This is a genomic window from Janthinobacterium sp. TND4EL3 (assembly GCF_900156175.1).
Lineage (GTDB): Bacteria > Pseudomonadota > Gammaproteobacteria > Burkholderiales > Burkholderiaceae_D > Janthinobacterium.
On the sequence record NZ_FTMV01000030.1, the window covers coordinates 1 to 23,290 of the forward strand.

The 23,290-nt window shown below is 63.1% G+C and carries 21 protein-coding genes and 1 pseudogene; 7 read left to right on the plus strand and 15 right to left on the minus strand.

Annotation, left to right across the window (positions count from 1 at the left end):
- The first annotated feature begins 416 nt into the window (after window positions 1-416).
- Window positions 417-860: a universal stress protein gene (locus tag BXA07_RS27595; RefSeq protein ID WP_076572867.1), complete on the plus strand. Its 444-nt coding sequence runs from the start codon at window positions 417-419 to the stop codon at window positions 858-860.
- 15 nt (window positions 861-875) lie between these two features.
- Here BXA07_RS27595 and BXA07_RS27600 read toward each other — a convergent pair whose 3' ends face one another.
- The 3 genes from BXA07_RS27600 to BXA07_RS27610 all read right to left on the minus strand — a co-directional run bounded on the left by BXA07_RS27600 (window position 876) and on the right by BXA07_RS27610 (window position 4,559).
- The gene (locus BXA07_RS27600) at window positions 876-2,444 is read right to left on the minus strand and encodes a thymidine phosphorylase family protein (RefSeq protein ID WP_076572869.1); all 1,569 of its coding nucleotides are present in this window, start codon (window positions 2,442-2,444) and stop codon (window positions 876-878) included.
- Window positions 2,441-3,799: an MBL fold metallo-hydrolase RNA specificity domain-containing protein gene (locus BXA07_RS27605; protein WP_076572913.1), complete on the minus strand. Its 1,359-nt coding sequence runs from the start codon at window positions 3,797-3,799 to the stop codon at window positions 2,441-2,443. The genes BXA07_RS27600 and BXA07_RS27605 overlap by 4 nt, the downstream gene beginning before the upstream one ends.
- 103 nt (window positions 3,800-3,902) lie before the next feature.
- Window positions 3,903-4,559, minus strand: coding sequence for a response regulator (locus BXA07_RS27610; protein ID WP_244556429.1), 657 nt, complete (start codon window positions 4,557-4,559; stop codon window positions 3,903-3,905).
- A gap of 287 nt (window positions 4,560-4,846) precedes the next feature.
- On the opposite strand from BXA07_RS27610, the gene BXA07_RS27615 reads away from it, so the two are divergent.
- Window positions 4,847-5,677, plus strand: a complete 831-nt coding sequence (locus tag BXA07_RS27615; RefSeq protein ID WP_083708585.1) for a helix-turn-helix domain-containing protein — start codon at window positions 4,847-4,849, stop codon at window positions 5,675-5,677.
- A gap of 60 nt (window positions 5,678-5,737) precedes the next feature.
- Here the strand turns inward: BXA07_RS27615 and BXA07_RS27620 are convergent, their stop codons facing one another.
- The 10 genes from BXA07_RS27620 to BXA07_RS27665 all read right to left on the minus strand — a co-directional run bounded on the left by BXA07_RS27620 (window position 5,738) and on the right by BXA07_RS27665 (window position 16,312).
- On the minus strand, window positions 5,738-6,397 hold the full coding sequence (locus BXA07_RS27620) for a response regulator (protein WP_076572873.1): 660 nt from the start codon (window positions 6,395-6,397) through the stop codon (window positions 5,738-5,740).
- Entirely contained in the window at window positions 6,394-8,061 is a 1,668-nt protein-coding gene (locus tag BXA07_RS27625; protein WP_170909756.1) for a PAS domain-containing sensor histidine kinase, read from the minus strand. The genes BXA07_RS27620 and BXA07_RS27625 overlap by 4 nt, the downstream gene beginning before the upstream one ends.
- A 210-nt stretch (window positions 8,062-8,271) precedes the next feature.
- On the minus strand, window positions 8,272-8,517 hold the full coding sequence (locus tag BXA07_RS27630; protein ID WP_076572877.1) for a hypothetical protein: 246 nt from the start codon (window positions 8,515-8,517) through the stop codon (window positions 8,272-8,274).
- Between the two features lie 285 nt (window positions 8,518-8,802).
- Complete coding sequence (locus BXA07_RS27635; protein WP_212592376.1) at window positions 8,803-10,416, minus strand: sensor domain-containing diguanylate cyclase; 1,614 nt, start codon at window positions 10,414-10,416, stop codon at window positions 8,803-8,805.
- A gap of 119 nt (window positions 10,417-10,535) precedes the next feature.
- A complete protein-coding gene (locus BXA07_RS27640) occupies window positions 10,536-10,982 on the minus strand; it encodes an Hsp20/alpha crystallin family protein (RefSeq protein ID WP_076572880.1) in 447 nt (148 codons plus the stop codon).
- 138 nt (window positions 10,983-11,120) lie between these two features.
- The gene (locus BXA07_RS27645; protein WP_076572882.1) at window positions 11,121-13,214 is read right to left on the minus strand and encodes a [FeFe] hydrogenase, group A; all 2,094 of its coding nucleotides are present in this window, start codon (window positions 13,212-13,214) and stop codon (window positions 11,121-11,123) included.
- Between the two features lie 45 nt (window positions 13,215-13,259).
- Window positions 13,260-13,982: an acetoacetyl-CoA reductase gene (phbB, locus tag BXA07_RS27650; RefSeq protein ID WP_076572884.1), complete on the minus strand. Its 723-nt coding sequence runs from the start codon at window positions 13,980-13,982 to the stop codon at window positions 13,260-13,262.
- Window positions 13,983-14,187: 205 nt separating this feature from the next.
- Window positions 14,188-14,538 (minus strand): carboxymuconolactone decarboxylase family protein, encoded by a 351-nt coding sequence (locus tag BXA07_RS27655; protein ID WP_212592378.1) that lies wholly within the window; start codon window positions 14,536-14,538, stop codon window positions 14,188-14,190.
- Window positions 14,539-14,566: 28 nt separating this feature from the next.
- Window positions 14,567-14,758 (minus strand): YgaP family membrane protein, encoded by a 192-nt coding sequence (locus tag BXA07_RS27660; protein ID WP_076572888.1) that lies wholly within the window; start codon window positions 14,756-14,758, stop codon window positions 14,567-14,569.
- A 228-nt stretch (window positions 14,759-14,986) separates the two neighbouring features.
- Entirely contained in the window at window positions 14,987-16,312 is a 1,326-nt protein-coding gene (locus BXA07_RS27665) for a sigma-54 interaction domain-containing protein (protein WP_076572889.1), read from the minus strand.
- A gap of 181 nt (window positions 16,313-16,493) precedes the next feature.
- Between BXA07_RS27665 and BXA07_RS27670 the strand changes: the two genes are divergently transcribed.
- The 4 genes from BXA07_RS27670 (at window position 16,494) to BXA07_RS27685 (ending at window position 20,464) form a co-directional block, all read left to right on the plus strand.
- Complete coding sequence (locus tag BXA07_RS27670) at window positions 16,494-17,222, plus strand: lipid-binding SYLF domain-containing protein (protein WP_076572891.1); 729 nt, start codon at window positions 16,494-16,496, stop codon at window positions 17,220-17,222.
- Between the two features lie 35 nt (window positions 17,223-17,257).
- Entirely contained in the window at window positions 17,258-18,259 is a 1,002-nt protein-coding gene (locus BXA07_RS27675) for a zinc-dependent alcohol dehydrogenase family protein (RefSeq protein ID WP_076572893.1), read from the plus strand.
- A gap of 152 nt (window positions 18,260-18,411) precedes the next feature.
- Entirely contained in the window at window positions 18,412-18,879 is a 468-nt protein-coding gene (locus tag BXA07_RS27680; protein ID WP_076572895.1) for a helix-turn-helix domain-containing protein, read from the plus strand.
- Between the two features lie 289 nt (window positions 18,880-19,168).
- Window positions 19,169-20,464, plus strand: coding sequence for an HD-GYP domain-containing protein (locus BXA07_RS27685; protein WP_076572897.1), 1,296 nt, complete (start codon window positions 19,169-19,171; stop codon window positions 20,462-20,464).
- Window positions 20,465-20,535: 71 nt separating this feature from the next.
- Here the strand turns inward: BXA07_RS27685 and BXA07_RS31480 are convergent.
- A pseudogene (locus BXA07_RS31480) lies at window positions 20,536-20,797 on the minus strand (IS30 family transposase); the annotation flags it as partial.
- 89 nt (window positions 20,798-20,886) lie between these two features.
- Window positions 20,887-22,110, minus strand: coding sequence for an FAD-dependent monooxygenase (locus tag BXA07_RS27690; RefSeq protein WP_076572899.1), 1,224 nt, complete (start codon window positions 22,108-22,110; stop codon window positions 20,887-20,889).
- Between the two features lie 141 nt (window positions 22,111-22,251).
- On the opposite strand from BXA07_RS27690, the gene BXA07_RS27695 reads away from it, so the two are divergent.
- Window positions 22,252-23,169, plus strand: a complete 918-nt coding sequence (locus tag BXA07_RS27695) for a LysR family transcriptional regulator (protein WP_076572901.1) — start codon at window positions 22,252-22,254, stop codon at window positions 23,167-23,169.
- Window positions 23,170-23,290 lie beyond the last annotated feature (121 nt).

Consider the following 23,290-nt stretch of genomic DNA (forward strand, 5'->3'; position numbering starts at 1 on the left):
CATTCGGTTGGTTTCCTTGAGAACTGGGGGTTTGGCGATTTCCAGTGTCTCAAATCCAATCCGAATGAACCACAACAACCTATTGAAACATCACACTTAGCGGCGGCAGCGCGGGGCCCTGGCCCTGCTGGTCCCGCGTGCTGACGCGGAACAGAAATCCGCGCCGTGCCTGCACCACCTGCGTCAGCTATCGCCGGCTTCGCCTGCCCGGCCACCCTGGCCCCATCAATTTACATCAAGGCAACATCGCTGATCGGCAGGGGCCCTGCGCATCGCAAGCGGGCGTGCCGGGGAGCAACCGGTCTGGCAGACGATGCCTCGCATCCATTTGCTATCGCCGCAATGATCTGGATCATGGTTTCTCTGCGGTATCAACGGCACACTGTACGCTCCACAACAAGTTCGAGGAGAGCACCATGTTCAAGCACATACTGGTTCCAACGGACGGGTCGCCCGCCTCGCGGACTGCGCTGCTGTCGGCCATCGCGCTGGCGCATTCGTGCGGCGCGCGCATTACCGCGCTGCACGTGGTGCCGGAATTTCACGTCCTCAGCCATGATACGGAGATGCTGGAGGCGACCCGCGCAACTTATCTGGAAGAAAGCATGGAGAACGGCAAGAAACTGCTCGATGTCGTCCTGCGGCAGGCACGCGAAGCCGGCGTCGAATGCACCACCTTCCTGACGCGCGCCGATTCCCCCAATGAAAAAATACTCGAGGCCGCCCAGGCAAACGGCTGCGACCTGATCGCCATGGCGACGCACGGCAAATTCGGCTTGAAAGGCGTGCTGCTGGGAAGCGAAACACACAAGGTCCTCGTGCACAGCCCCGTGCCGGTACTGGTCTTTCGCGCCGCCTGAGCGCCGGCGGCAGCCTTATTCAGCGCCGGCCAGGCCGGCGCCGATGCCGGCGTCGCCGATCGTGACGAGATTATCCTGTGCCTGTGCATAGGCGAGCGCATACGCGAGCTCGCCGGGGGAACCCGCATGCAAGGTGAACAGCGGTTGCCCCACCGCCACCACCGTGCCCAGCGGCGCATGAAACACCATGCCTGCCGCCGGCGTCTTGGGCGCCCCCGCCAGCTTGGCCGTCCGGGCCAGCAGGCGGTTGTCGATGGCCAGGACCGTGCCAGCGTGCAATGCACACAATGGCTGCGTAAAGGCGGCGCGCGGCGGCTCGCGCATCCCGCCCTGGGCAGCGCAGATGGCCTGGAATTTGCGCCAGGCGGCGCCACTGTCCAGGGCCGCGGCGGCCATGGCCAGGCCGCCGCCCCGGGACGCCTTGCCGGCCAGCTCCAGCAAGCCTGCGGCCAGCGCCAGGGCCCGCTGGCGCAAGTCATCCGGCGCGTCGCCATGATTCTGCAACACGGCCAGCACATCTTGCGCTTCGAGCGCCGGACCGATACCGCGGCCAACGGGCTGGGCGCCGTCGCTCATCTGCACGCGCAGCGCCATGCCCAGGCTGCGCGCGACCTCCCCCAGGCGCGCGGCCAGGATCGCGGCCGCCTCGGGCGAGCGGACCTTGGCGGTGCGCCCCACGGGCATGTCGATCAGCACATGCGTGGCGCCCGCCGACGCTTTCTTCGACAGGATGGACGCCACCAGCAAGCCATCGCTGTCGAGCCCCAGCGGCCGCTCCACGCGGATGAGCAAATCATCCACCGGACTCAGCGCTACAGCCCCGCCCCAGGCGATGCAGCCGCCCTCCTGCTCCACCACGCCGTGCACCTGCTGCGCCGTCAATTCCACCGGCGCCAGGGTTTCCATCGTGTCCGCCGTCCCCGCCGGCGACGTGATGGCGCGCGAGGAAGTCTTGGGTATCAGCAAGCCGCAGGCGGCGACGATAGGCACCACCAGCAGCGTGGTGCGGTTGCCTGGCAAGCCGCCGACGCAATGCTTGTCCGCCACGACAGGGGCATCCCAGTGCAGGCGCTGCCCCGCATGGACCATGGCCATGGTCAATGCTGCCGTTTCGGCCAGGTCAAGCCGGCTTCCCGAGCACGCCGTGATCAGCGTCGCCAGCTCGATGTCCGAATACGCGCCGGCGGCGATGTCATTGATAATGGCCGTGATTGCCTCGTTGCCAAAGGGACGGCCATAGATCTTGCCGCGTACGGCCGAGAACGATTCCACCGCCGGTGCATGGCCAACTTGCACCATCTGCCCGTCGGCCTGCCCGAATGCCGTCCAGGCGGCCTCCGACAGGCCGATTTCGTCCATGTCGATCAGGGGGAAATGCACGACATTCAGGGTCGCGACGATCCTGCGCTCGCCGCACCACAGCTCCAGCCGCGAACGCGCTTCAAAGCCCTCCGCCTTGCAGACGGGGCTATCGCTGCGGATATAGGCGATGGCTTCCTGGTAAGTGTCGATGCCCAGGCGCCGCAAGCGCAATGCCGAGGCGGCGACGGCGGAGCGCGGCGGCGACGGTGCATGGCGCATCATGTCAGCGTCACTTCGTCGCCATACGCCGGCACGCTGCATTCCCAGCCAAGCTGCTCGCCTATGCGCCGCCGCAGCGCTTCGGCGGCATCCGGCTCGCCATGGGTGATGAAGGTATGGCGCGGTGCCTGGCGCAACGGTGCCATCCAGGCCATCAGTTCATCGCCATCGGCATGCGCGGACAGGTTGCTGATCTGTCGCACGGTGGCACGTACTGGCACATACGCGCCATGGACCTTGACGGCGTCAGCGCCAGCGACCAGCAAGGCGCCGCGCGTGCCGCCAGCCTGAAAACCCGCAAACAGGATGCTGTTGCGGCGATCCGGCGCGAACGCCTTCAGGTGGTGCAGCACGCGCCCGCCCGTCGCCATGCCGCTGGCGGCGATGATCACCATCGGCATGCGGCGCTGGTTCAGCTCGATCGACTCCTGTGCGCTGTTGACGATCGTGGCCGCGTGCGACATGGCCTCGCACTGCGCCGGCGTCAGGCGGTGATCGTGCGGATAGCGGCGGTACAGCATGGTGGCATCGACCGCCATGGGGCTGTTCAGGTACACGGGCAGCGCCGGGATGGCGCCGCGCTGCTTGAGCAGATGCACGTCATACAGTATCGTCTGCGCCCGTCCGACGGCAAAGGCGGGGATGATCGTCACGCCGCCGCGCGCGGCAGTCTCGCTGATGGTCTTGCCCAGCAGTTCGATGGCGTCGCTGGGGTCATGGCGCCGGTCGCCATACGTCGATTCCACCACCAGGTAATCGGCTGGCGGCAAGGGTTCGGGTGGCGCCATGAGCACGTCGTTCGGACGCCCCAGGTCGCCGGAAAAGACGACGCGGATGCCCTCGCCCTGCAGCAGCACGCTGGCCGCGCCAAGGATATGCCCGGCACGCTGCAGTTCCACGCGCAACGACGCGCCGATGCCGAAGGGCTGGCCGAACGCCACGGGAGAGAGCTGTTCGAGCGCCAGGAGGGCATCGGCCTCGGTGTACAGGGGCAAGGCGGGATGATGCTTGCTGAAGCTGTGGCGATTCGCGTACTCGGCCTCCTCTTCCAGCAGGCGGCCGCTGTCGGGCAGGATGATGCGGCACAGGTCGCACGTCGCGGCACTCGCATAAATCTTGCCGCGAAAGCCGTCGCGCACCAGCAGCGGCAGGTAGCCGCTGTGGTCCAGGTGGGCATGCGTGAGCACGACGGCAGTGATCTCGGCCGGCGCCAGCGGCAAGCCGGTCCAGTTGCGCAAACGCAACTGCTTATATCCCTGGAACAGGCCGCAATCGACCAGAATCCGCTCATTGCCGCTGCTGACCAGGTATTTCGACCCGGTCACGGTCCCCGTCGCGCCCAAAAACGTCAGTTTCATCATCGCTCTCCAGTCACCAGCACGACGTTCGGTCGCTACCGAACGTCCGGTCCCATGGCGCGCGTGTCACGCGGGTTCTTTTCCCGACAGAGCCGTGGGCAGCCTACAGCATGCCAAGTTCCAGCGCATAGCGCGTCAACTCGGCGTTACATGCCATTTTCATCTTTTTCAGGATGCGCGCGCGATAGCTCGTGACGGTATTCGGGCGCAAATTCAGTGCGGCGCCGATCTGCACCAGCGACTGGCCAGCCGCGAGGCGCTGGAAGACTTGCAATTCGCGCTCGGACAGGTTCTCGTGCGCACCCACGGGTCCCTGCGCAAGCACCATTGCCAACTGGCCCGCCATCGCCGGGCTGACATATTTTCCTCCCGATGCCACCTTGCGCACGGCCTGCACAAGGACGTCGGCAGAAACATCCTTGCTCAGGTAGCCGGATGCCCCCAGGCTGAATGCCCGCAAGCCATAGATTTCTTCCGAATAATGACTCAGGATCATCAGCCCCATGCCCGGCCTGGCCAGGCGCAAGGCTTGCAGCAGTTGCAAGCCGCTTTTCCCCGGCATGGCAATGTCAATGAGGGCCACATCGAATTGCTCGGACGCAATACATTCGGTCGCGTCGTCAAAGGACGCCGCCTGGGCGCCAACGCAAATGTCAGCCGCCGTGCCAAGCATCAGCGACACGCCATTGCGCGCGATGGCATGGTCGTCAACGAGCAGCACCCGGATGATTCCCGCTTCCATGGTCAAGGTCCCGAACATGCCGTGCCTAGCGTGATTCGATGATTTTCATGCATTTGATTCTGCGCCGAACGGCTAGCGGCGTCAACGGCTCGCTGCACCCGCCACCGCCGAGGGGCAGACACCGTCCATGCGTACCGGCAAAGAAGAAATGTAGGGGATTCCCTACTCAAAAGTTTAAGGAAATTACTACACAAGACCAAGGGTTAAGCTTATAGCCACTGTGCCCGGGCGCGCACATACTATCAGGCATGTAGTCAGAAACACAAAAACTTGATGCAAATCATGAACAGCAATACGAGGAACCCATGAACGCCTTGCTCTCGACCGGTCAATCATTACCAGCGAAAAATTACAGCAGCGGCAATACCTGCGCGAAATGCAGTTCAAGGATGCGCTGCCTGCCCTACGGCCTGGACGAACGTAGCATCGCTCAAGTCGATAGAATCATCGGCAAACGGCACTGGGTGGAGCGCAATGAGTTGCTCGTAAGGGTGGGCGAACCGTTTCATTGCCTGTACATTATTCACGGCGGCCAGTTCAAGACCTTCCGTGATAACGCACATGGCAAACAGCATGTGATGGGCTTTCACATGGCAGGCGAGATTCTGGGCATGAGCGCCATCAGTACCGGCATCCATGACAGCAATGCCATGGCGCTGGAAGACAGCGAGGTGTGCGAGGTGCCCTTTGCGCAGTTGCAGATGCTGTGCGCAAGCATTCCAGCGCTACAACAGCACTTCCATCGTCTCATGAGCGAGGAAATCGGCCGGGATCAGCGCGTCATGCGCTTCCTGGGCAGTTCGGCCGAGCTGCGTTTCGCTACCTTCCTGCTGGATCTGTCGAGCCGTTTCGCGGCCCGCGGATACTCGCGCCATGACTTTACGGTACTGATGTCGCGTGAAGACATCGGAAACTACATCGGCTTGACGATGGAAAGCGTCAGTCGCCTGATGTCGAAGTTCCGCCGCCAGGGCTGGATCAGCACGGACGGCAAAGATCTGCATATCCTCAATTATCACGCCATCGAGGCGCTGGCCAACGACGATACCAAGGAAGCAACGGCAAGCATCAATTCGCTCACGCAACAGACCACGGCGATACTGGCCTCCATCGCGAAGACGGCAAGCCAGGCTTGACCAGCACGGCAGCCGGGGCGCGCCGCGTCCGTCGGCCCAGCGCAGTGGACCGAGCGCAGGCTAGTCGCCACCGGAAATCGGTGGCCCGATGCCATGCTCGATGGCAAACCGGGTCAGCTGCACATTGTTCTTGGCCCGCGTCTTTTCCAGCAGACGCGCCCGGTAAGTGCCCACGGTATTAATACTCAAATGCAATATTTGCGCGATATCCGCCAGGTCTTCCCCATTGGCAAGCAGCCGCAGGACCTCCAGTTCCCGATCCGACAGTTGCTCGTGCCAGGCCATCCTGCTGCCGCTGATCATGTCGGCAAGATTCTCCGTCACCGCCGAGCTGATATATTTCCCTCCGGAGGCAGCCTTGTGTACTGCGCCAAGCAGGACGGACGCATTGCAGTTCTTGGTCAGGTAGCCAGCGGCGCCGTATTGCAGCGCCCGTACGGCATACACGGTCTCGGCATACATGGACAGCATCAGGACGGCCATGCGTGGCCATTCCCGGCGTAATTTCTTTAGCAGTTGCAAGCCATTCTGATCGGGCAGTCCGATATCGACAATGGCGACGTCGAACGGCTGCGCCTGCAGCAGATACAATGCCGCGCGTGCGGTCTCGGCCTCGGCAACGACTTCGATGCCGTCGTCCGTGCCGAGCATCAAGCGAATGCCGTTGCGGGCAACGACATGGTCGTCCACCAGCAGCACCCTGATCTTGCCGCATCTCATGCGCCCCCCCGTACCGGCAATTGCACGACCAACAAGGTTCCATGCGCAACGGCCATGAAACGGATATCGCCACCAAAATGCCGGGCGCGCTCGCGCATGCCCGCCAGCCCCCACGAATTGGCCGTCAGCAGGCTCTCGCAATCGATGCCCGTGCCGTCGTCTTCCACCTCCATCCGGATCGATGAAGCGGCGTGGGTGACGCGCACATCGACCCGCGTTGCCCCGGCATGGCGGACGACATTGGTTAACGCTTCCTGCAACATGCGGAACAAGGCAGTGCTGCGCTCGGGATCGAGCTCCAGCAGCACAGTCTCAGGCGGAATATGGGTCCGGCAGACGAGCCCCGCCCTGGCACAGACCTCTTCCGCATGCCATTCCAGCGCCGCCCATACGCCAAGCTGGTCGAGCACGCTGGGCCGCAGTTCGGTGATCACCCTGCGTACGGCTGCGGTAGCCGTATCGAGCAAGGCACAGGCGTCCTCGAGCCGAGCCTGCAAGGTACCCCCGTTGCGCTGGTCATGTATCAGGGCCACGGAAAGGTGGGCCTTGACTCCCGTTAAGACACTGCCCAGTTCGTCGTGCATCTCCCTTGCGATCCGAATGCGCTCCCCTTCCTTCACGCGCTCCTGATGGGCTATGAACTGGCGCAGTTGCTCGTGCGACTTTTCCAGCGTTTCCAATGCCAGCTTGCGCACGCTGATGTCCTCCACCATGCCCACGTATTGCCGGGAAAGTCCGGCGGCACCGCACACGGTCGTGGCACTGAGGATGGTCCATATGGCATGGCCATCCTTGTGCAGGTAGCGCTTTTCGATGCGATAGCTGCTGATCTCGCCGCTGCACAGGCGCCGCCCGACCTCCACGCTGTTGGCAAGGTCGTCGGGATGCGTCAGTTTCAGGTACCCAACCGCCAGCAGTTCCGGTGCCGTATAGCCCAGCATCTCGCACAGCGCCCGGTTCACCGTCACCCAGCGTCCCGCCATATCCGCCATGATCATGCCCATGGACGAGTTTTCAAACGCCCCGCGAAATCGCTCCTCGCTGGCATGCAGCTGCGCCGCCGCCACAGTGCGCTCGGTAATATCGTTGAGCACCAACAACACGACCCCGGGCCCGAAATGCTCCTGGCTCAGCTTGGCCTCCAGCATGGCGGAAAATACGTCGACTTCCCCCTTTTTCATGCGCAGTACGGCCGAACACGATGCGTCGCGGTCCAGCAGGCGCTGGCGCAGGAAGTAAAAGATATCCTGGTCCTCCGGCACAATGAAACGCGTGAGCGGCTGCCCGGGCAGCATCTCGGGCGCTGTCCCCAGCAAGGCCGATGCGGTGAGATTGGACTGGATGATGATGCCGCGGGCATCCATGCTGATGTAGCCGACTGGCGCCTGGTCGTACAGGCGGTTATACAATTCGCCGGAATTTTTCAGCGCGGCCTGGGCGGTGCGCAGCTCATCGTTCTGCATTTCCAGCTCGATCTCGCGCACGCTCATCTCGCGATGCGTGGCTTGCAGCGACGCAGGATAGCGTTCGTGGGTGCGGCGCCTGGACGATTCCAGCCTCAGCTTAAGCCGCAGCTCCGCATGCTGACGCAATGATTTCCAATATTGTTCAGTCTGGAAAGGAACGGCAAAGTACTTTCTTCTCTTCGCGCACATATTGACCATGCCCATCGTTAGCAGTAGCCCCTGCAGCATCACATCTTGGCAAGGTTCGTGGATGGAGATGTACTAAACAACAATCACAGTTTATATTAGCGCAATAACGAGCTCAGTAACAGGCGTGAAAAAAAACTGCTTCCGCGCAACGCACAGCCGGCATGCGTGCCGTGGATCGAGGTGAGCGCCCGGCGCCGTGACTCGCCTGGACGCTGTCCGTCACCAGGTGCCGGGCAATTTCTCGCACAAAGCCTTGACTGTTGCCCCTTGGACACACAGTGGTGACTGTGCATTGCCGGAATCGACCTGAAGACAGCCCGATACGCGTGTGATCTTGACGACGCCCTCATGCGCCACCTCGACGAAGGCGGCGCCGGCCACGTTCAAGGTGGAATGCAGGCGCATATGGCCATGCAACAAGAAGTAATCACTGCCGTTCCGAACTATCCAGATATCTGCATGCATGGGTGATCTCCTGTCATTGTGTGTTTGCCCGGTGTGCAGGGCAGTACCTGGATCAGCCCACGCGCTTGCCGGCGAGGGCGAAATGTGCTGCCTGCTGATACTGACTGTATCGCTTCAAGCATGGCCGGTCACGCGCGAGGAATGATCTACATCAATGCGGTGGATAAACATCGGCCCTTCAGGCAACACAGTTGTCAAACAAAACACTCGGCATCGATGATGCATGTTCCGCGCTGGCGGACCAGCCGCGCCCACGCCCCGTACGCATCGGCCTGGCGGCCGTCGTCAGCGCTCCGAACCTGGTAGGCCGGCCTGCCCCAGGTACTCCTGGCACCAGTTTTCATTGACTTCAACGGCATCTATGCGGGAGAACTGCTTGTCGCGAGAATCGCAGGTGCAGACATTGTTGCGCCCCGATGCCTTGGCCTGGTACAGGGCATGGTCGGCGGCATTGAGCAGGGTGGTGGCTAGCATTTCCATTTTAATCAGGGGAAATACCGCCACGCCGATGCTGACCGTCACCTTGCGCAGGGGACTGCCAGCATGGGCTATGCCCGCGTTCTCGATGCCGCGACGGAGGCTTTCCGCCAGCGATACGGCGCCGTCGATATCCGATCCCGGCAAGAGCAGAACCATTTCCTCGCCGCCATAGCGTGCGGCCATATCGCCCGCCCTGCGCATGCCGGTGGCGACCACGCGGGCAATTTTCTTCAGGCATTCATCGCCAGCCACATGGCCATAAATGTCGTTATACTGCTTGAAAAAATCCACATCGACCATGATCAGGCCCAGGGAATTTCCTGCCCGCTGGGCCCGGCTGAACTCGACAGTCAATGCCTCGTCAAAACTCCGTCGGTTTGCCAGGCCCGTCAAGCCATCGTGCAGGGCGAGGTTGCTCAGGCGCTGGTTCGATACCTTCAATTCATCGCTCGACGCCTTGAACCGCTCCTCGATGATGAGGCGCGAGTGCAACTGGCTGAGCAAGCGGCGGCCAAAAAATCCAATGAGCAAGATCAAGGCGCTCAACGCCGCAAGATGCAGGTAGGCATCGTTGCGCCAGCCACTCAGGACTTCATCCTGCGACAAGACCGTCAAGACCACCAGCGGATACGCGCTGATCTTGCGATAGCTGATGATCGTCGCCCTCCCGCCCAAGCCCTGACTGTACAGCCTGAATGGCATTTCCGCCACTTCGGGCACCCCGCCATCGTAGGGGATTTTCAGTACGAGCCTGGCATCATCATGCGTCATCAGAATCGTTCCTTGCTCGCCTATGGAAAAGTCTTCATAGAATTTTCTAAAATAATCGAGGCGGATAGTGGCGAGCACGACGCCGCCGAAACTCCCGTCGGGAAGATTAATTCTGCGCGACACCGCCATGATCCATTCGCTATGCGCCAACCGGCCCGCGCCCGTCCCCAGGTAAGGCTGCAGGTCATTATGCAAACGATGATAATGAAGATATGCATTGTCCGGGTTGTCGAGATTGACTGGTATCGTCGTCCCGGAATTGAGCAATGGCCTGCCATCATCGGCAAAGACAATGATGGCCTGCAATTGGGGAAGTTCTGCGACACGGCTCCGCAACAGCGCTTGCATGCGGGCTTGGTCGGAGCCTGCCGCACCCGGCAAGGCGCCGCGCTCGACCAGTCCCAGCAACAGCGTATCGACCTCCTTGAGCGTATCGTAGGCATGCTGTGCGACAGCCTGGCTGACATTCGCAGCCGCGTCGCGCGCATCGTGCAGGCGCACCTCGCGCGCGCGCCATAGCGTCGACAGCTGGATCGTCAGGATGGCCAGGCAGGCCAGCACGACACATCCCGTCGCCAGCGTGGCCAGGGAAAAATGCCGGAAAAAAATCCCGCGCGGGTAGTGAGCGGACCGCCCTGTAGCAGACATAGACGCGCCTTTTCCCTCGGTATGCAGATGCGGCGACATGGTAGCGATACGCGGTGCAGGCCACGGGCATGGGCGCTGGCATCCGCACCGGACCGCCCTGCGCCAGCCGGGCAACGGCACTAGCTGATCGGGATATGCTTGCTTGCCTTGCCGCTCTTCTTCGGCAAACTGAGCGTCAGCACGCCTTCGGCATAACTGGCGACCACCTTGGCATCGTCGATATCATGCGCCAGCGTAAAACTGCGGCGCTGTTCGCCAAACATACGCTCCGTACGCAGTAACTTGCCTGTCTTCACTTCGCTCTCGCGTTTCAATTCGGCCGTGATCGAGACGACACCGCCCTCCACGTCCACCTTGATGTCCTCCTTTTTCACGCCGGGAATCTCCGCCTTCACGGTATATGCCACATCCGTTTCCGACACATCGATCTTGATGCGCGGCTCCATATTCCAGTCGCGCAGGGCGGGCCGCAGCTGAAAATCGCGAAACCAGTCCTCGATGCCATTCAAGGGTTCGAAGCGCGCGATGTCGGAAAATGGATCGAATCGAGTCAGATGGTTAGCCATGATAATGTTCCCTCCCTGATTGCCGGCACCCGGATAGATGCGTGAACTGATGATATTGATTTGCTACAGGAAAATGAATGATGCACATCAAACGGCACGTGGATCCTTGGACCGGCAAGCGCGGCGCAGCCAGGCATGTCACGACACGGGGCCGCTACCCTGGCGCAAGGTGCGCACCAGCCGGGTGATGACGATCGGGGACTGGCTGCGGTCCAGCTCCACGCTGAAGCTGCACAGCTCGCCCGTCGGGGTGATGACGGCAAGGTCGTGCATATCGGCAGCCGACAGCATCCGGTGCCGCGCGAACGCCGGACCATACTTGCGCGCAGGCAACTTTGTATCGATCAGCGCCTCGATCGCGCTGGCGCCGTGGATGTCGCCGAATGGCGACGCCGTCGACCACGACGCATCGGGATGCAGCAGGGCCGCCGCCTGCGCGCCATCGCGCCGGTCCACGCAATCGAGAAATTGCATCAGCAGCAGGCGCGCGGAATTGCGCGCGGCATAGCTCGTGTGCAGCAGCGCGCGCGCCCGGGCGGCACGCGGCGGCTGCAGTTCAGTGGCATACCAGGTTTGCACGGCCCGGTTTTCATGCGCGCCGCGCCGCGCCGCATGCTGGTCGAGTTCGTAGATCGCCCGCATGCGCTTGTCCAGCACCAGGGGATCCAGCGATTTGGGTTCGCCTCCGCCGCCCAGGCAGCCCCCCACGCAGGCCATGACTTCGATGGCGACGAATTGCTCGCGCCAGTCCGGCGTCTGCAGCAGCTGCTGCGCCGCAGCGATGCCATTGCAGATGGCGACCGTGCCCAAGCCGGCGATCTGCGCAGTCTTGATCCCCGGCCCGACACCGCGCAGGGGCTGCCATTCCAGCGCCGGCGCGTCCGGCCTGCCGAGGAAATGGGCGGCGGTGCGCAACATGGCCTCCATCACGCCCCCCGACGCGGCGAAGATCTGCGCCGCGCCCGTGCTTTCCCCCAGGGGATCATCGAATGCGCCATCATCGGCCAGCGCCGGGAAGGCGATGCCGCGCGACTTGATCATGCGGGCCAGCTCCCGCGTCGTCAGGACATGGTCGACGTCGCCGGACAGGCCGGGCCGGGCCGCCTCGTCCTTCTTGGCCGTGCAGGGCATGACGCTGACCACGCAAGGTTCCGCCCTGCCCTCGGCAAAGGCGGGGCCAAGCCCGCGCGCAAAGGCGCTGCGCTTCGTCAGCGCGCCATGCATTTGCTGCGGCGACCGGGTCGTGCTCAGGTGCGCCAGCAGGTCGGGCCGGTTGATTTCCACCCAGTTCACCCATCCCGGACAGCAGGACGTCAGCAGGGGCAATGGCGGCGTGCTTGCTTCCCGCCCATTGATGCGGTCCAGCAACTCGCTCGCCTCTTCCATGACCGTCAGGTCGGCACCGAAATTGGTGTCGAACACATAGTCGAAACCAAGTTGCCGCAAGGCATTGATCATTTTTCCCGTACTGACGGTGCCGGCCTCCATGCCGAACTCCTCGCTGATCGCCACGCGCGTGGCCGGCGCCACTTGCACCACGCAGACGCGCTCGTGCGCATCCAGGACCTGCAGTACCGCGTGCCAGTGCGGCGTCTCGACAAGCGCGCCAACAGGACAGACGAGCGTACATTGACCGCAGGAAATACATTGGGTATTGGCGAGCGTATGGTCGAACACCGTGACCGGCAATCGCCCCGAGCCGCGTTCGGCGAAGCCGATCACGTATTGCTGCTGCCCCGATGCGCCGCACGCTTCCACGCACAGCCCGCATTCGATGCACTTGGACAAGTCGCGCCAGATACTCGGCGAGGTGTGGTCAAGCAGGCGGTGCTCCGGATGCGCCATCGAGCCGCGCGGCGACTTTTCCCAGCGCGCCAGCCATTGGTTTTCGCTGACCAGGCCTTGCAGGCGGCAAGACCCATTGACTTCGCAGCGCAGGCAGTCGTCCGGATGGCGCGCCAGCAGCCATTGCGCATCCATTGCACGAAAGGCCAGCAGATCGCTCGATACCGTCTCGACAACGTCGCCCGCCCTTGCCGGCGTGATGCAGGCCGGCAGCGGGCGCGGCTGGCCGGCGACATGCACGAGGCACATGCGGCACACGGCATGCGTGGGCAGCCGCGGATAATAGCAAAGCGTGGGAACATGCACGCCGGCCTCCCTGGCGGCATCGAGACAGGTCGCGCCTTCCTGGACCTCGACGGACCGGCCGTTGACCGTCAGCGTGATCATGCGAACCACTCCCGGCGCAACGCGGGGACGCCGAGGCGCCTGCCGCTAGCCCATGTACTGGCCGCCATTGACATCAAAGGTTGCCCCCGTGATGAAGCCGCTGGCGTCGTCGGCCAGGAACGCCACCAGGCGCGCGATGTCCGCAGGCGTGCCGAGCCGGCCAACGGGGATGCCAGAGATGATTTTTTGCAAGACATCGGCGGCGACCTCGGCGACCATGTCGGTATCACAATAGCCGGGGGCCACCGCGTTCACCGTGATCTGCTTGCGCGCCCCCTCCAGCGCCAGCGCCCTGGTAAAGCCGAGAATGCCGGCCTTGGCGGCGGCGTAGTTGGCCTGCCCGAGCTGGCCCTTCTCGCCATTGACGGAGCTGATATTGACGATGCGGCCGAACTCGCGCGCCCGCATGCCTTGCATGACATGGCGGCACATATTGAACATCGAGCCAAGATTGGTATTGATAACCTGCCACCACTGATCCGGGCCCATGCGGTGCAAGAGCGCGTCGCTGGTGATGCCCGCGTTGTTGACCAGGATGTCGATGGGGCCCAGCTGCTGTTCCACAGCGGCAATGCCGTCGCGGCAGGCGTCGAAATCGCTGACATCCCAGCGGAAAACGGGAATCGCCGTTTCCTCGGAAAATGCGCTGGCAGCATCCGCATTGCAGTGGTACACGGCGGCGACCCGGTGGCCGCCCGCCTGCAATGCGAGGGAAATGGCTTTGCCCAGGCCTCGGGTGCCACCAGTGACGAGTGCGGTTCGTTGCATGAAATTACTCCCATGGCGGCAATCCGGCCAATGCTGCGGCAGCTGCGGTCGGCACGCCCATGACGGCAGGCGGAACGGCCAGCCACCAATGTACGCGACAGCAAGCAGGCATGTCACTGGCTCTTCATGACATAGATCAAATCCCCATAGACTAAATTGACACGTTGCGGCAGCACGGCACCGGCGCTGCGCGGCAGCATCCGGTTCACGCAGGAGCGGAGAATTCCTCGAATGCCGCCAGCGCATTGGCGCAGTACATGGCCGACGGCCCGCCGCCCATGTAGATGGCCATGCCCAGGGTCTCTTCGAATTCTGCCCGGGTGGCACCGAGCTTGACCAGGGCCTGGACATGAAAGCCTATGCAGGCATCGCAATGGGCCGCGATGCCCAGGGCCAGCGCAATGAACTCCTTGGTTTTCTTGTCGAGCGCACCGTCACGCGTTGCCGCGCGCGCCAGATCGCCGAAGCCTTTCATGACATCGGGCATATCCGTGCGCAGCGTCGCCAGTTGTTGCGATACCGCCTGCGTCAATGCGCGATAGCCGCCAGATTGCATGCTCATGTTTTCACCTCCTTTTCCTGTTTCATTTTTTCACCGCACAGGTACGGATGCCAAACGGCACATACGCGGGACAGAAGCGGAAAATGCCCGTCGCCAGGGGAATGACGCCCAGCCAGCCCCAGGCGCCGATGGCACCGGCCAGGGTGGCGGCAATCAGGCCCAGCCCCAGCAGTATGCGGATGGCACGATCGATATTGCCGACGTTCGCGTTCATGGTCTTGCTCCTCAATGGTGAATGGTCGCGATGACAACAGAGAGACGCGCCCAGGCTCCCGGCACGCGTCATGCCTTATCTATGCATATTTCATGCCAGCGTTGCGCCAGATGAAGAGTGGCTATAAAACAGGGACTTGGGGGCGCTGCGGCAGGCGGCAGCGCGCTGCCAGTCAGCCGGCGGCACTGCCAGGCTGGCAGCATGGCAGTGCCGCCGGCCTGGCGCCCGCTAGGGGATCCCCAGCGCCTTCAGGCGGCGGTACAAGGTGCGCTCGCTGATGCCCAGGTGCGCCGCCAGCGCCTTGCGCGTGCCGTCGAAGCTGGCGTGCAGCTCGGCCAACGGGGCGCCGGTACCGCGCGCGGGCATGCCTGGCGCGCCCCCCTGCCCCACCGGCGCCGCCAGCACTTGCTCGACGCGGATCACGCCGTCATCGGCGAACAGGCTGGCCCGTTCCAGCACGTTGCGCAGTTCACGGATATTGCCCGGCCACGGGCGCCGCTGCAGCTGCGCCATGGCGTCGGCGCGTATCGTCAGCGTGCGCTGGCCCGCGCCCGCGCGGCGCAGGAATGACTGCACCAGCAAGGCGATGTCGTCGGGCCGCTCGCGCAGCGGCGGCAAGGTAATGGGGAAAGCACTGATGCGGTAATACAGATCCTGCCGGAACTCGCCCCGCGCCATCATGTGTTCCAGCGACTTGTGGGTCGCGGCGACGAGGCGGAAATTGGCGTGCCGGGTCTCGACGCTGCCCACGCGCCGGTAAGTCCCCGACTCGATCAGGCGCAGCAGCTTGACTTGCATGGACAGGGGCACGTCGCCTATTTCATCCAGAAACAAGGTGCCGCCTTGCGCCGTATCGACCAGTCCCGGCTTGCGCGAGGTCGCGCCCGTGAAGGCGCCCTTTTCATGTCCGAACAATTCGCTTTCAAACAGCGATTCGGTCAATCCGGAGCAATCGACCACGACGAACGGTCCCGCGGCCCGCGCGCTGTTTTCGTGCACGGCGCGCGCAAACAGCTCCTTGCCGGTACCTGACTCGCCCAGCAGCAGCACCGGCAGCATCGACGGTGCTACCCGCTGCAATGCCGCCAGCACCCGGTTAAATGGGGCGGAACGCCCAACCAGTCCGTCCCCGCTCGGCCTGGCCGAAGCGCTGCGCACCACGTCCAGCCGCTCGACATACGCGGTAATGCCGCCGCCCGCATCGAAGATCGGGCGCAGTTCGACGGCGACGTGCTCCGGGCCGCGCGGCGTATGGTGGATGTGCAGCACGCGGTCAGGTCCGCGCAGTTCCTGCGCTTTCTTCAGGGGGCAATGTTCACCGGCCTGGTCGCACGGCGCATCGTAATGATGCGACATGCGATAGCACTTTTGACCGGTCACCGGCTGGCCGGTACCGCCAAATTGGCGCTGGTAGGCGGCATTCGCGGCCAGGATGGTGTAATTGGCGTCGAGCACGATCATCGGCTGGACCTCGTGCTCGAGAAACGAGATCAATGACTGCACCATGGGCTCGGTGGCGTTTGGCTTGATGCTGGTGACCGGTAGCGTCGGCATGCTGGCTCCTCTTTGTCACGCCATACTGTCGCAGCGCTGCCAATGCGTCAAGTGGCACTGCCTCCGCCTGGCACAAGCGGGAACTGTGATGTAGATCATGGTCAATGGGTGGCAAGCGGCGCTAGCATGAGGCACGGTCACATCGTGAGCATAAACCAGCAACCTTACGGAAGGAATTGCCATGTCTATCCACAATCACTGTCGCCAGGCCGCCGCTGCCTGCTGCTTCATGCTGCTGGCGTCGGGACCAGCCATGGCGCAAAGCGACAGCCGCCAGAGCAGCGCTCCCGATCTAGCCGCCAAGTCGATGGAAAACGCCAACAAGCGCGTGGAAGCCGCCATTCCAGTGGTGCACGAACTGCAGGCCGATACGCGCATGCAGCCGTTGCTGCAACAAGCCAAAGGCATGTTGATCATTCCCTCGTACGGCCGCGCGGCGCTGGGGATAGGCGCTCAAGGGGGCGGCGGGCTGTTGCTTGTCAGGCGTCCCGACGGCAACTGGAGCGGACCGGCCTTCTACAACCTGGGCGGCTTGACGCTGGGTTTGCAGGCCGGCGCCGAAGGCGGTCCCATCGTGATGGTCTTGAACAATGACAAGGCCGTCAACGCGGTCATGAAGAAAAATAACTTTTCCCTCAACGCCGCAGCGGGGTTGACCGTGGTCAACTGGCGGAAAATGGCGCAAGGCACGGTGGGCATAGGCGACGTCGTGGCCTGGAGCGCAACAAAAGGCCTGTTCGGCGATGTCGTGGCCGTGGGACTGAGCGACATCCGCTTCAACCAGCATTTGACGGATGCCTTTTACGGACGCACCTTGTCGCCCAAGGATTTTGCGACAGGAAACATCGACGATCCCCGCGCTGCGCCCTTGCAGCAAGCGCTGAGCGAGGCTTCCGCAATGTCAAAATAGTCCGCAATGCCTGATAGCGACCGGAAGGAACTGCCATGCGGGCAATGGTTCTGGAGCACGGCGGGCCCGGCGCGCAACTGCGTGCACTGGAGCGTCCGGTGCCGGCGCCGATGGGACGGGACGTGCTCCTGCGGGTGCAGGCCTGCGGCGTATGCCGCACCGATCTGCACCTGCTCGATGGCGAACTGCCGGCGCACCGCATGCCGGTCGTGCCTGGACATGAAATTGTCGGCACGGTCGTTGCCCTCGGCGCCCAGGCAAGCAATCTGCAGATCGGTGCCCGCGTGGGCGTGCCCTGGCTGGCCGGCAGCTGCGGCGCCTGCGCGTATTGTTGCTCTGGCCGGGAAAATCTGTGCGATGCGGCCCGCTTTACCGGCTATGACCGCGATGGCGGCTATGCCGAGTACGCATTGGCCGACGCGCGCTACTGCCTGCCGCTGCCCGCCGGCCATGACGACGCGCACGCAGCCCCGCTGCTGTGTGCAGGACTCATAGGCTACCGCGCCTATGCCATGACGGGCGCGGCGCGCAGGCTCGGCCTCTACGGCTTCGGTGCCGCCGGACATATCGTGGCGCAACTGGCCGTCGCCCAAGGGCGCGAGGTCTACGCTTTCACGCGCGACGGCGACTTGCGCACGCAACATTTTGCCCGCTCGCTGGGCGCCGCATGGGCGGGGGCATCGACGGGGCCGGCCCCGGTAGCGCTGGACGCTGCCATCCTGTTCGCGCCGGATGGCGCTCTGGTGCCCCTGGCGCTGGCCGCCTGCGCCAAAGGGGCCACGGTGGTGTGCGCCGGCATCCACATGAGCGACTTGCCCGCCATGCCCTATAGCCTGCTGTGGGGCGAACGCAGCGTGCGCTCGGTAGCCAACCTGACCCGCGCCGACGGCTTGGCCTTCATGGCGCTCGCAGAGCGATTCAATCTCAAGACGGCGCCATCGGTCTATCCACTGCTGCAAGCGAACGAGGCGCTGGCGGACTTGCGCGCCGGGCGCTTTGACGGCGCCGCCGTGCTGCTGCCCACGCGCATGGCCTGAAGGATTGCACAACAAGGTAGGCCGCAATGCCGCGCGCGGGCGGTAAAATCGCGGGCGGGCGCTGGCAAGGCCGCTCGTGGCTGCCGGCATTGCGCTGGCGGGCGCGTGGCCGCCCGTCATTCACGAACGTTGTATATTGAAAGGCAAAATGTATGTCTGGCGACACCCATGTTTCTGAGCGGATCAAAAGCTGCCGCGAAAATCTGCGCATCTCGCAAGTGCTGCTTGCCGATCTGGCAGGCATCAATCCCACGCAACTGTATCGCTACGAAGCAGGAAAAGCGAAACTGCGTATGGAAGCGGCGGAGAAAATTGCCGCGGCCCTCGGCGTCAGCACCGCCTGGCTTGTGCACGGGACGTTGCCCATCGCCAGAGGGACGCAAATCGACCCTCCCGTGCCGGCCGGCGGGGGACTGGTCCTGAAATTCCTCGAACTCCCCCCCGCGCTTGCCTTCGTCGTGAAGCGCCTGGCCATGCAAAGTGGCAACACCGTCGAGATGGAAGTACTGGAATTGCTGCATCAGGGCCTCGATGCGCTGCACCGGAAGGGCTCGGCCGGTAGCGAATCCGCGGCAAGGCCAGCCCTGCCCTCCGCTGACGACAGTTCGACCTCGCCTTGAACAGCCCCTCCCTGCCGATGAAGGCGGGCGCAAAGCCCGCTGCGGTGGCCACACGAGGGTACGGTTCGGGGGCGCCCGGGGGCTAGCTGCAGCAAGTAGCTGATGCGTGCAGGTGTTCCCCTACATCGAATGCCTTGAAAATACTACACGAAGCGGAGAGTTTATCCCGTGCCTAATGAGCGCATCCGCGCTCATACTGTGTCCTAATGGAAACAAATACAGGAGCCATGCATGTCCGCGGCGCGCAGGTGTCCGGATTGTGGATTTTCTTCTGCACGGAGGTTCCTTGATGAACAAAAACGTTCCCGACGTCCGCCTCGCCTACCCGCCAGACGAAAATCCGCACTATCTTCGCGCCGTCACGCAAGTGGGCGATGTGCAGGAAGTGATCGCCCACGTGGATATCTTCGAAAGCAATGGCATGAAGCTGCTTGCCAAGGGCGCGCGCATTGACAGCCGTCAATTCCAGCGCCTGACCCAGCACCGCCTCACCGCACCGCTGGACAGCTTGCTCACGGCAGAGTTCCCCGTCAATGCACAAAGCCTTGCGGTAGAGCTGGACAAGATCATCCAACATGAGACTGTTTATCGGCGCATCTTGACACGCACGGGCGACCCGCATGCCATTAAGCAAGCCATCGCCTGCGCGCAGCTGGCGCCCGAGGTCATGTTACGTTTGACGGTCATGCGCGAGTGCCGTCCCGAGCTGTTCATGAATTCGATACATACCGCACTGATCGCCTTCGCCTTGGCGCAGAGCCTCGGCCTTCCAGAGGGGCAACGGGACGCGATACTGCTGGGAGCACTGTGCCATGATTTCGGCGAGATGCATACCGCTCCCGAAATACTTGCTGCGGAGCACGACATCACTCCCGAAGAACGCCGCTACATCCATGTTCACCCCATCACAGGCCATGTCCTCGTTCAAGGCTTGCCCGGTTTTTCCAGCGATGCCACGCAAGCCATCTTGCAGCATCATGAACGGCTCGACGGCAGCGGCTATCCGCATGCCCTGCAGGGCGACAGCATTGCCGTGCATGCAAGAGTGCTGGCTGTCGCCGACGTTGCGGAAGCTGCAATCCGGCGCTTTGATCTGCTGCGTGTCGAGATGCTGTTCAGGCTAGGCCAGAAGCGCTTTGACATCCGCATCGTCAATGCCCTGCGCGACCTGCTGCACATCACCACGAACGACGCACAGGATATGCGCCTGGCCCGCAACGCCACTGCCCAGGTGCAGCATATGGCTGCAGTCCTGGAAACGTGGATCACCTTGCGCGCCCTCCTCAAGCAGGAAGCAGCCCCGGCAAAGGCCGATACCACTGCATTGACATTCCTGTTCGAACGCATGGCCACCATGCGCTCGTTGATCTTGCAGGCAGGTTTCGATCCAGAAAGCATGGCTAGCATGCTGTCCATTGCCCGGGATGACCCCGACATGTTGCGGGAATTGCGCCGCATGCTCGACGAGCTGGAGTGGCTGGCATCCGACCTGGCCCATGAAATCGACCGGCGCTCACCGCAACTGAGCCCCCTGGCGCAAGCTGCGCTCAATGCATTGCTGGCGCAGTTACACCAGATGACATAGTGGTGTGCGCTTGAAAATCGCGCAAGAGCGGCTCGTCAACCGGTGACTTCTTCCGATGAACGGCGCGCTGGCAGAGGCCCAGAAAGGTCACGACCATGCGCGTCACGCACCCTGCCCTCCAGGCGGCCTAGAACGTAGTCGCGCAAACGTGGAGCAGTTAACAGTTTCGATGCCCTGGATCTTCTGGCAAGCAGTTCAGCCTTCCACTGCGCAACCGAAGCTCGATACTCAAGTCGACCACAGCGAGTTGCAGCATTACGTGTCAGCTAACGGGAAACCGTTGACGCGCCCCGGCCCAACACGGCACGCACTCTCTCGCACTCCGACGCCCTGGCACAAGTGTCCGAACATGCCAGGCTCGCTCAATCGTGAGGCGTCTCGCGGCCGGAGACGCCATGCGGTGTCTGCATTGGCACAGCCTTTCAGAGGCGGTACAGACTGCCGGGGCCGACACCGTCCATCGGCGTGCCATCCGTGCAGCCGGCCATCGGCAAACCCTGCGCCCATCCTGCTGCCAAGGCATGCACGTCACGCAAGGGATCGGACGCCTTGGCGCGCTCATTGCGGATGCGGCAGGTTTCAGGATCAGTGGCAAACAGTCCGCGCGCGAAAACGCGACCCTGCTCGGCCAGCTTCGCGGTCTTCGGCCCGCGGATCTGCGCGAAGCGCAGCAAGGCCTCATCGAGGCAGGCGTTCGTCCCGACCAGACACCGAGCCAGATGCCAGGCGTCTTCCAGCGCCTGACAGGCGCCCTGGCCAGATGTCGGCAACGGCGCGTGCGCCGCATCCCCCACGAGCAGCACATTCGCCCGGCTCCACGTGTGCAGCGGCTCCAGGTCGTGCACGGCAATCAGTCGGATGGCATGCGCCGGTGTCGCCTGGATGATGCGGGTGACCGGCTCCGGCCATCCCGCGAACAGATCCTCAAGCTCCTTGCGCATATCCGCTGCGGGCGCCGCCCCCGGCAATGGCCGTGCCTGGGCCGCCGCCCAGTAGACCAACTCCGGCCGGACCGCCACGCAACCGAAGCGATCACCCGAACCCCAATAATCCCGAATCGCGATATCGTCCACCAATGCACTGTCTCCCTGCGCCACTCCCACCCAGTTCACGAAGCCCTGATAGACTGGCGTGTTGTCCCCCGCGACGAACCGGCGTGCCACCGAGTCCATGCGGCCATCGGCGCCGATCAGCAGATCCGGGCGAATGCTGACCCCGTTGTCGAACCGCGCCACGGCCTTGCCGCGAGCATCGAGGTCGATCGCCACCGCCCGATGCCCGAATTCTACGGGGATCCCGGCCTGTGCCGCATGATCCAGCAGTACCGCCTGCAAGTCCCGTCGCAAAATCGTATGGGTGGGATGTCCCATGACCTGGTCCAGCAGCGCAATATCGATGCCCCCCAGGGAATTGCCGGCGGCATCCTGACGGTGCATGGCCACTGGCCGGCCTCCCACTGCAGCGATGTCTTGCAGCAGCCCCAGTTCCTTTAGCACAAAGCCGGCGTTGGGCCATAGCGTAACGCCAGCCCCCATCGTCGCAGGCCCCGCCCGGCGCTCATATACCCGGGGACTGTACCCCTGCTTGCTCAAGGCAAGCGCCACGCTCAACCCTGCAATGCCGCCGCCAAGTATTCCGATTTCCATGCTGAAGCTCTCCTGTTCTAGCCGTCCCGACGCGCCGCCGACGGCGGTCCATCGGACGAGACGGCATCTTAAATTCCGCCACTGTGGAGTACTAGTATGTAAAAATGGGCAGCTTTCATACCTTAATCGGGATAATAACTAATGCGCAATGCCCTCGACCTGAATACGGTCCGTGTCTACGTGGCGGTCGTCGATGAACAAAGCTTTGCCGGCGCGGCACGCCTGCTGACCCTGCCATCTTCCAACGTCAGCCGCCACGTCGCCTCGCTGGAACGCGTGCTGGGCGTCCGCTTGCTGGAGCGCAGCACCCGCCACCTGCGCATGACGGAAGCTGGCAAGCTGCTCTACGAACGGGCAAAACCCTTGCTCGATGCCTTGCTCTCCACCGAGGAAGAGCTTGGCGCAGTGCAGCGTGAACTGCGTGGCCCCCTCAGGATGTGCATGCCAGGCGAAGCGCCAAGGCTGCTCGCTCCTATCCTGGCCGAATTCTGCAGCCTCCATCCCGGCGTCGAACTGGAATGCGACACGCGCCTGACCGGCATGGAAGCTCTCCGGGAAGACATGGACCTGTCCATCGTCTTCCATCGTGGGCGCCAGGAGGACAGTACCTTCATCACCCGCGAACTCGCTACGCTGCCCAGCATCGTGGTCGCGGCGCCCGCCCTGCTGGCCAAAACTGGAATGCCGCGCCACGTGCGCGAACTGAGGTCATTGCCTTGCATTACCACCTTGAGCGCGTTAAAGGGCCAGCCCTGGCAGTTCCTCGACGCCACAGGCGACATCGTGAAAGTGCCTGTGCGTAGCCGCTATCGTGTCAACAGCGGAGAACTGGCATTGGCGGGCGCGCGGCAAGGCATCGGCTTCGCGATAGTGGCGGCCTATCCATGCCAGGAAGATCTTGCCGCAGGCCGATTGCGGGAAGTGCCGCTGGACCTGTGCCCTGCGCCGCTGCAATTGCTTGGCGTGTACAGCCATCGGCATTCCGTGACTGCGCGGGTTAGGGCTTTACTGGAATTGATGCAAGTGCGCTTGGAAGGTGTCGGGAGCGGCTCAAGATGAAAATCGAATTGAGCAACCGATACAGCAAATCCAGTCGGCTTGAATCGCCGCTGAATCGCCGCGACGACTGCGGACACTCGTGATTCATCGTGTGTGAAGGATGAAAAACCGATGGAGCGTG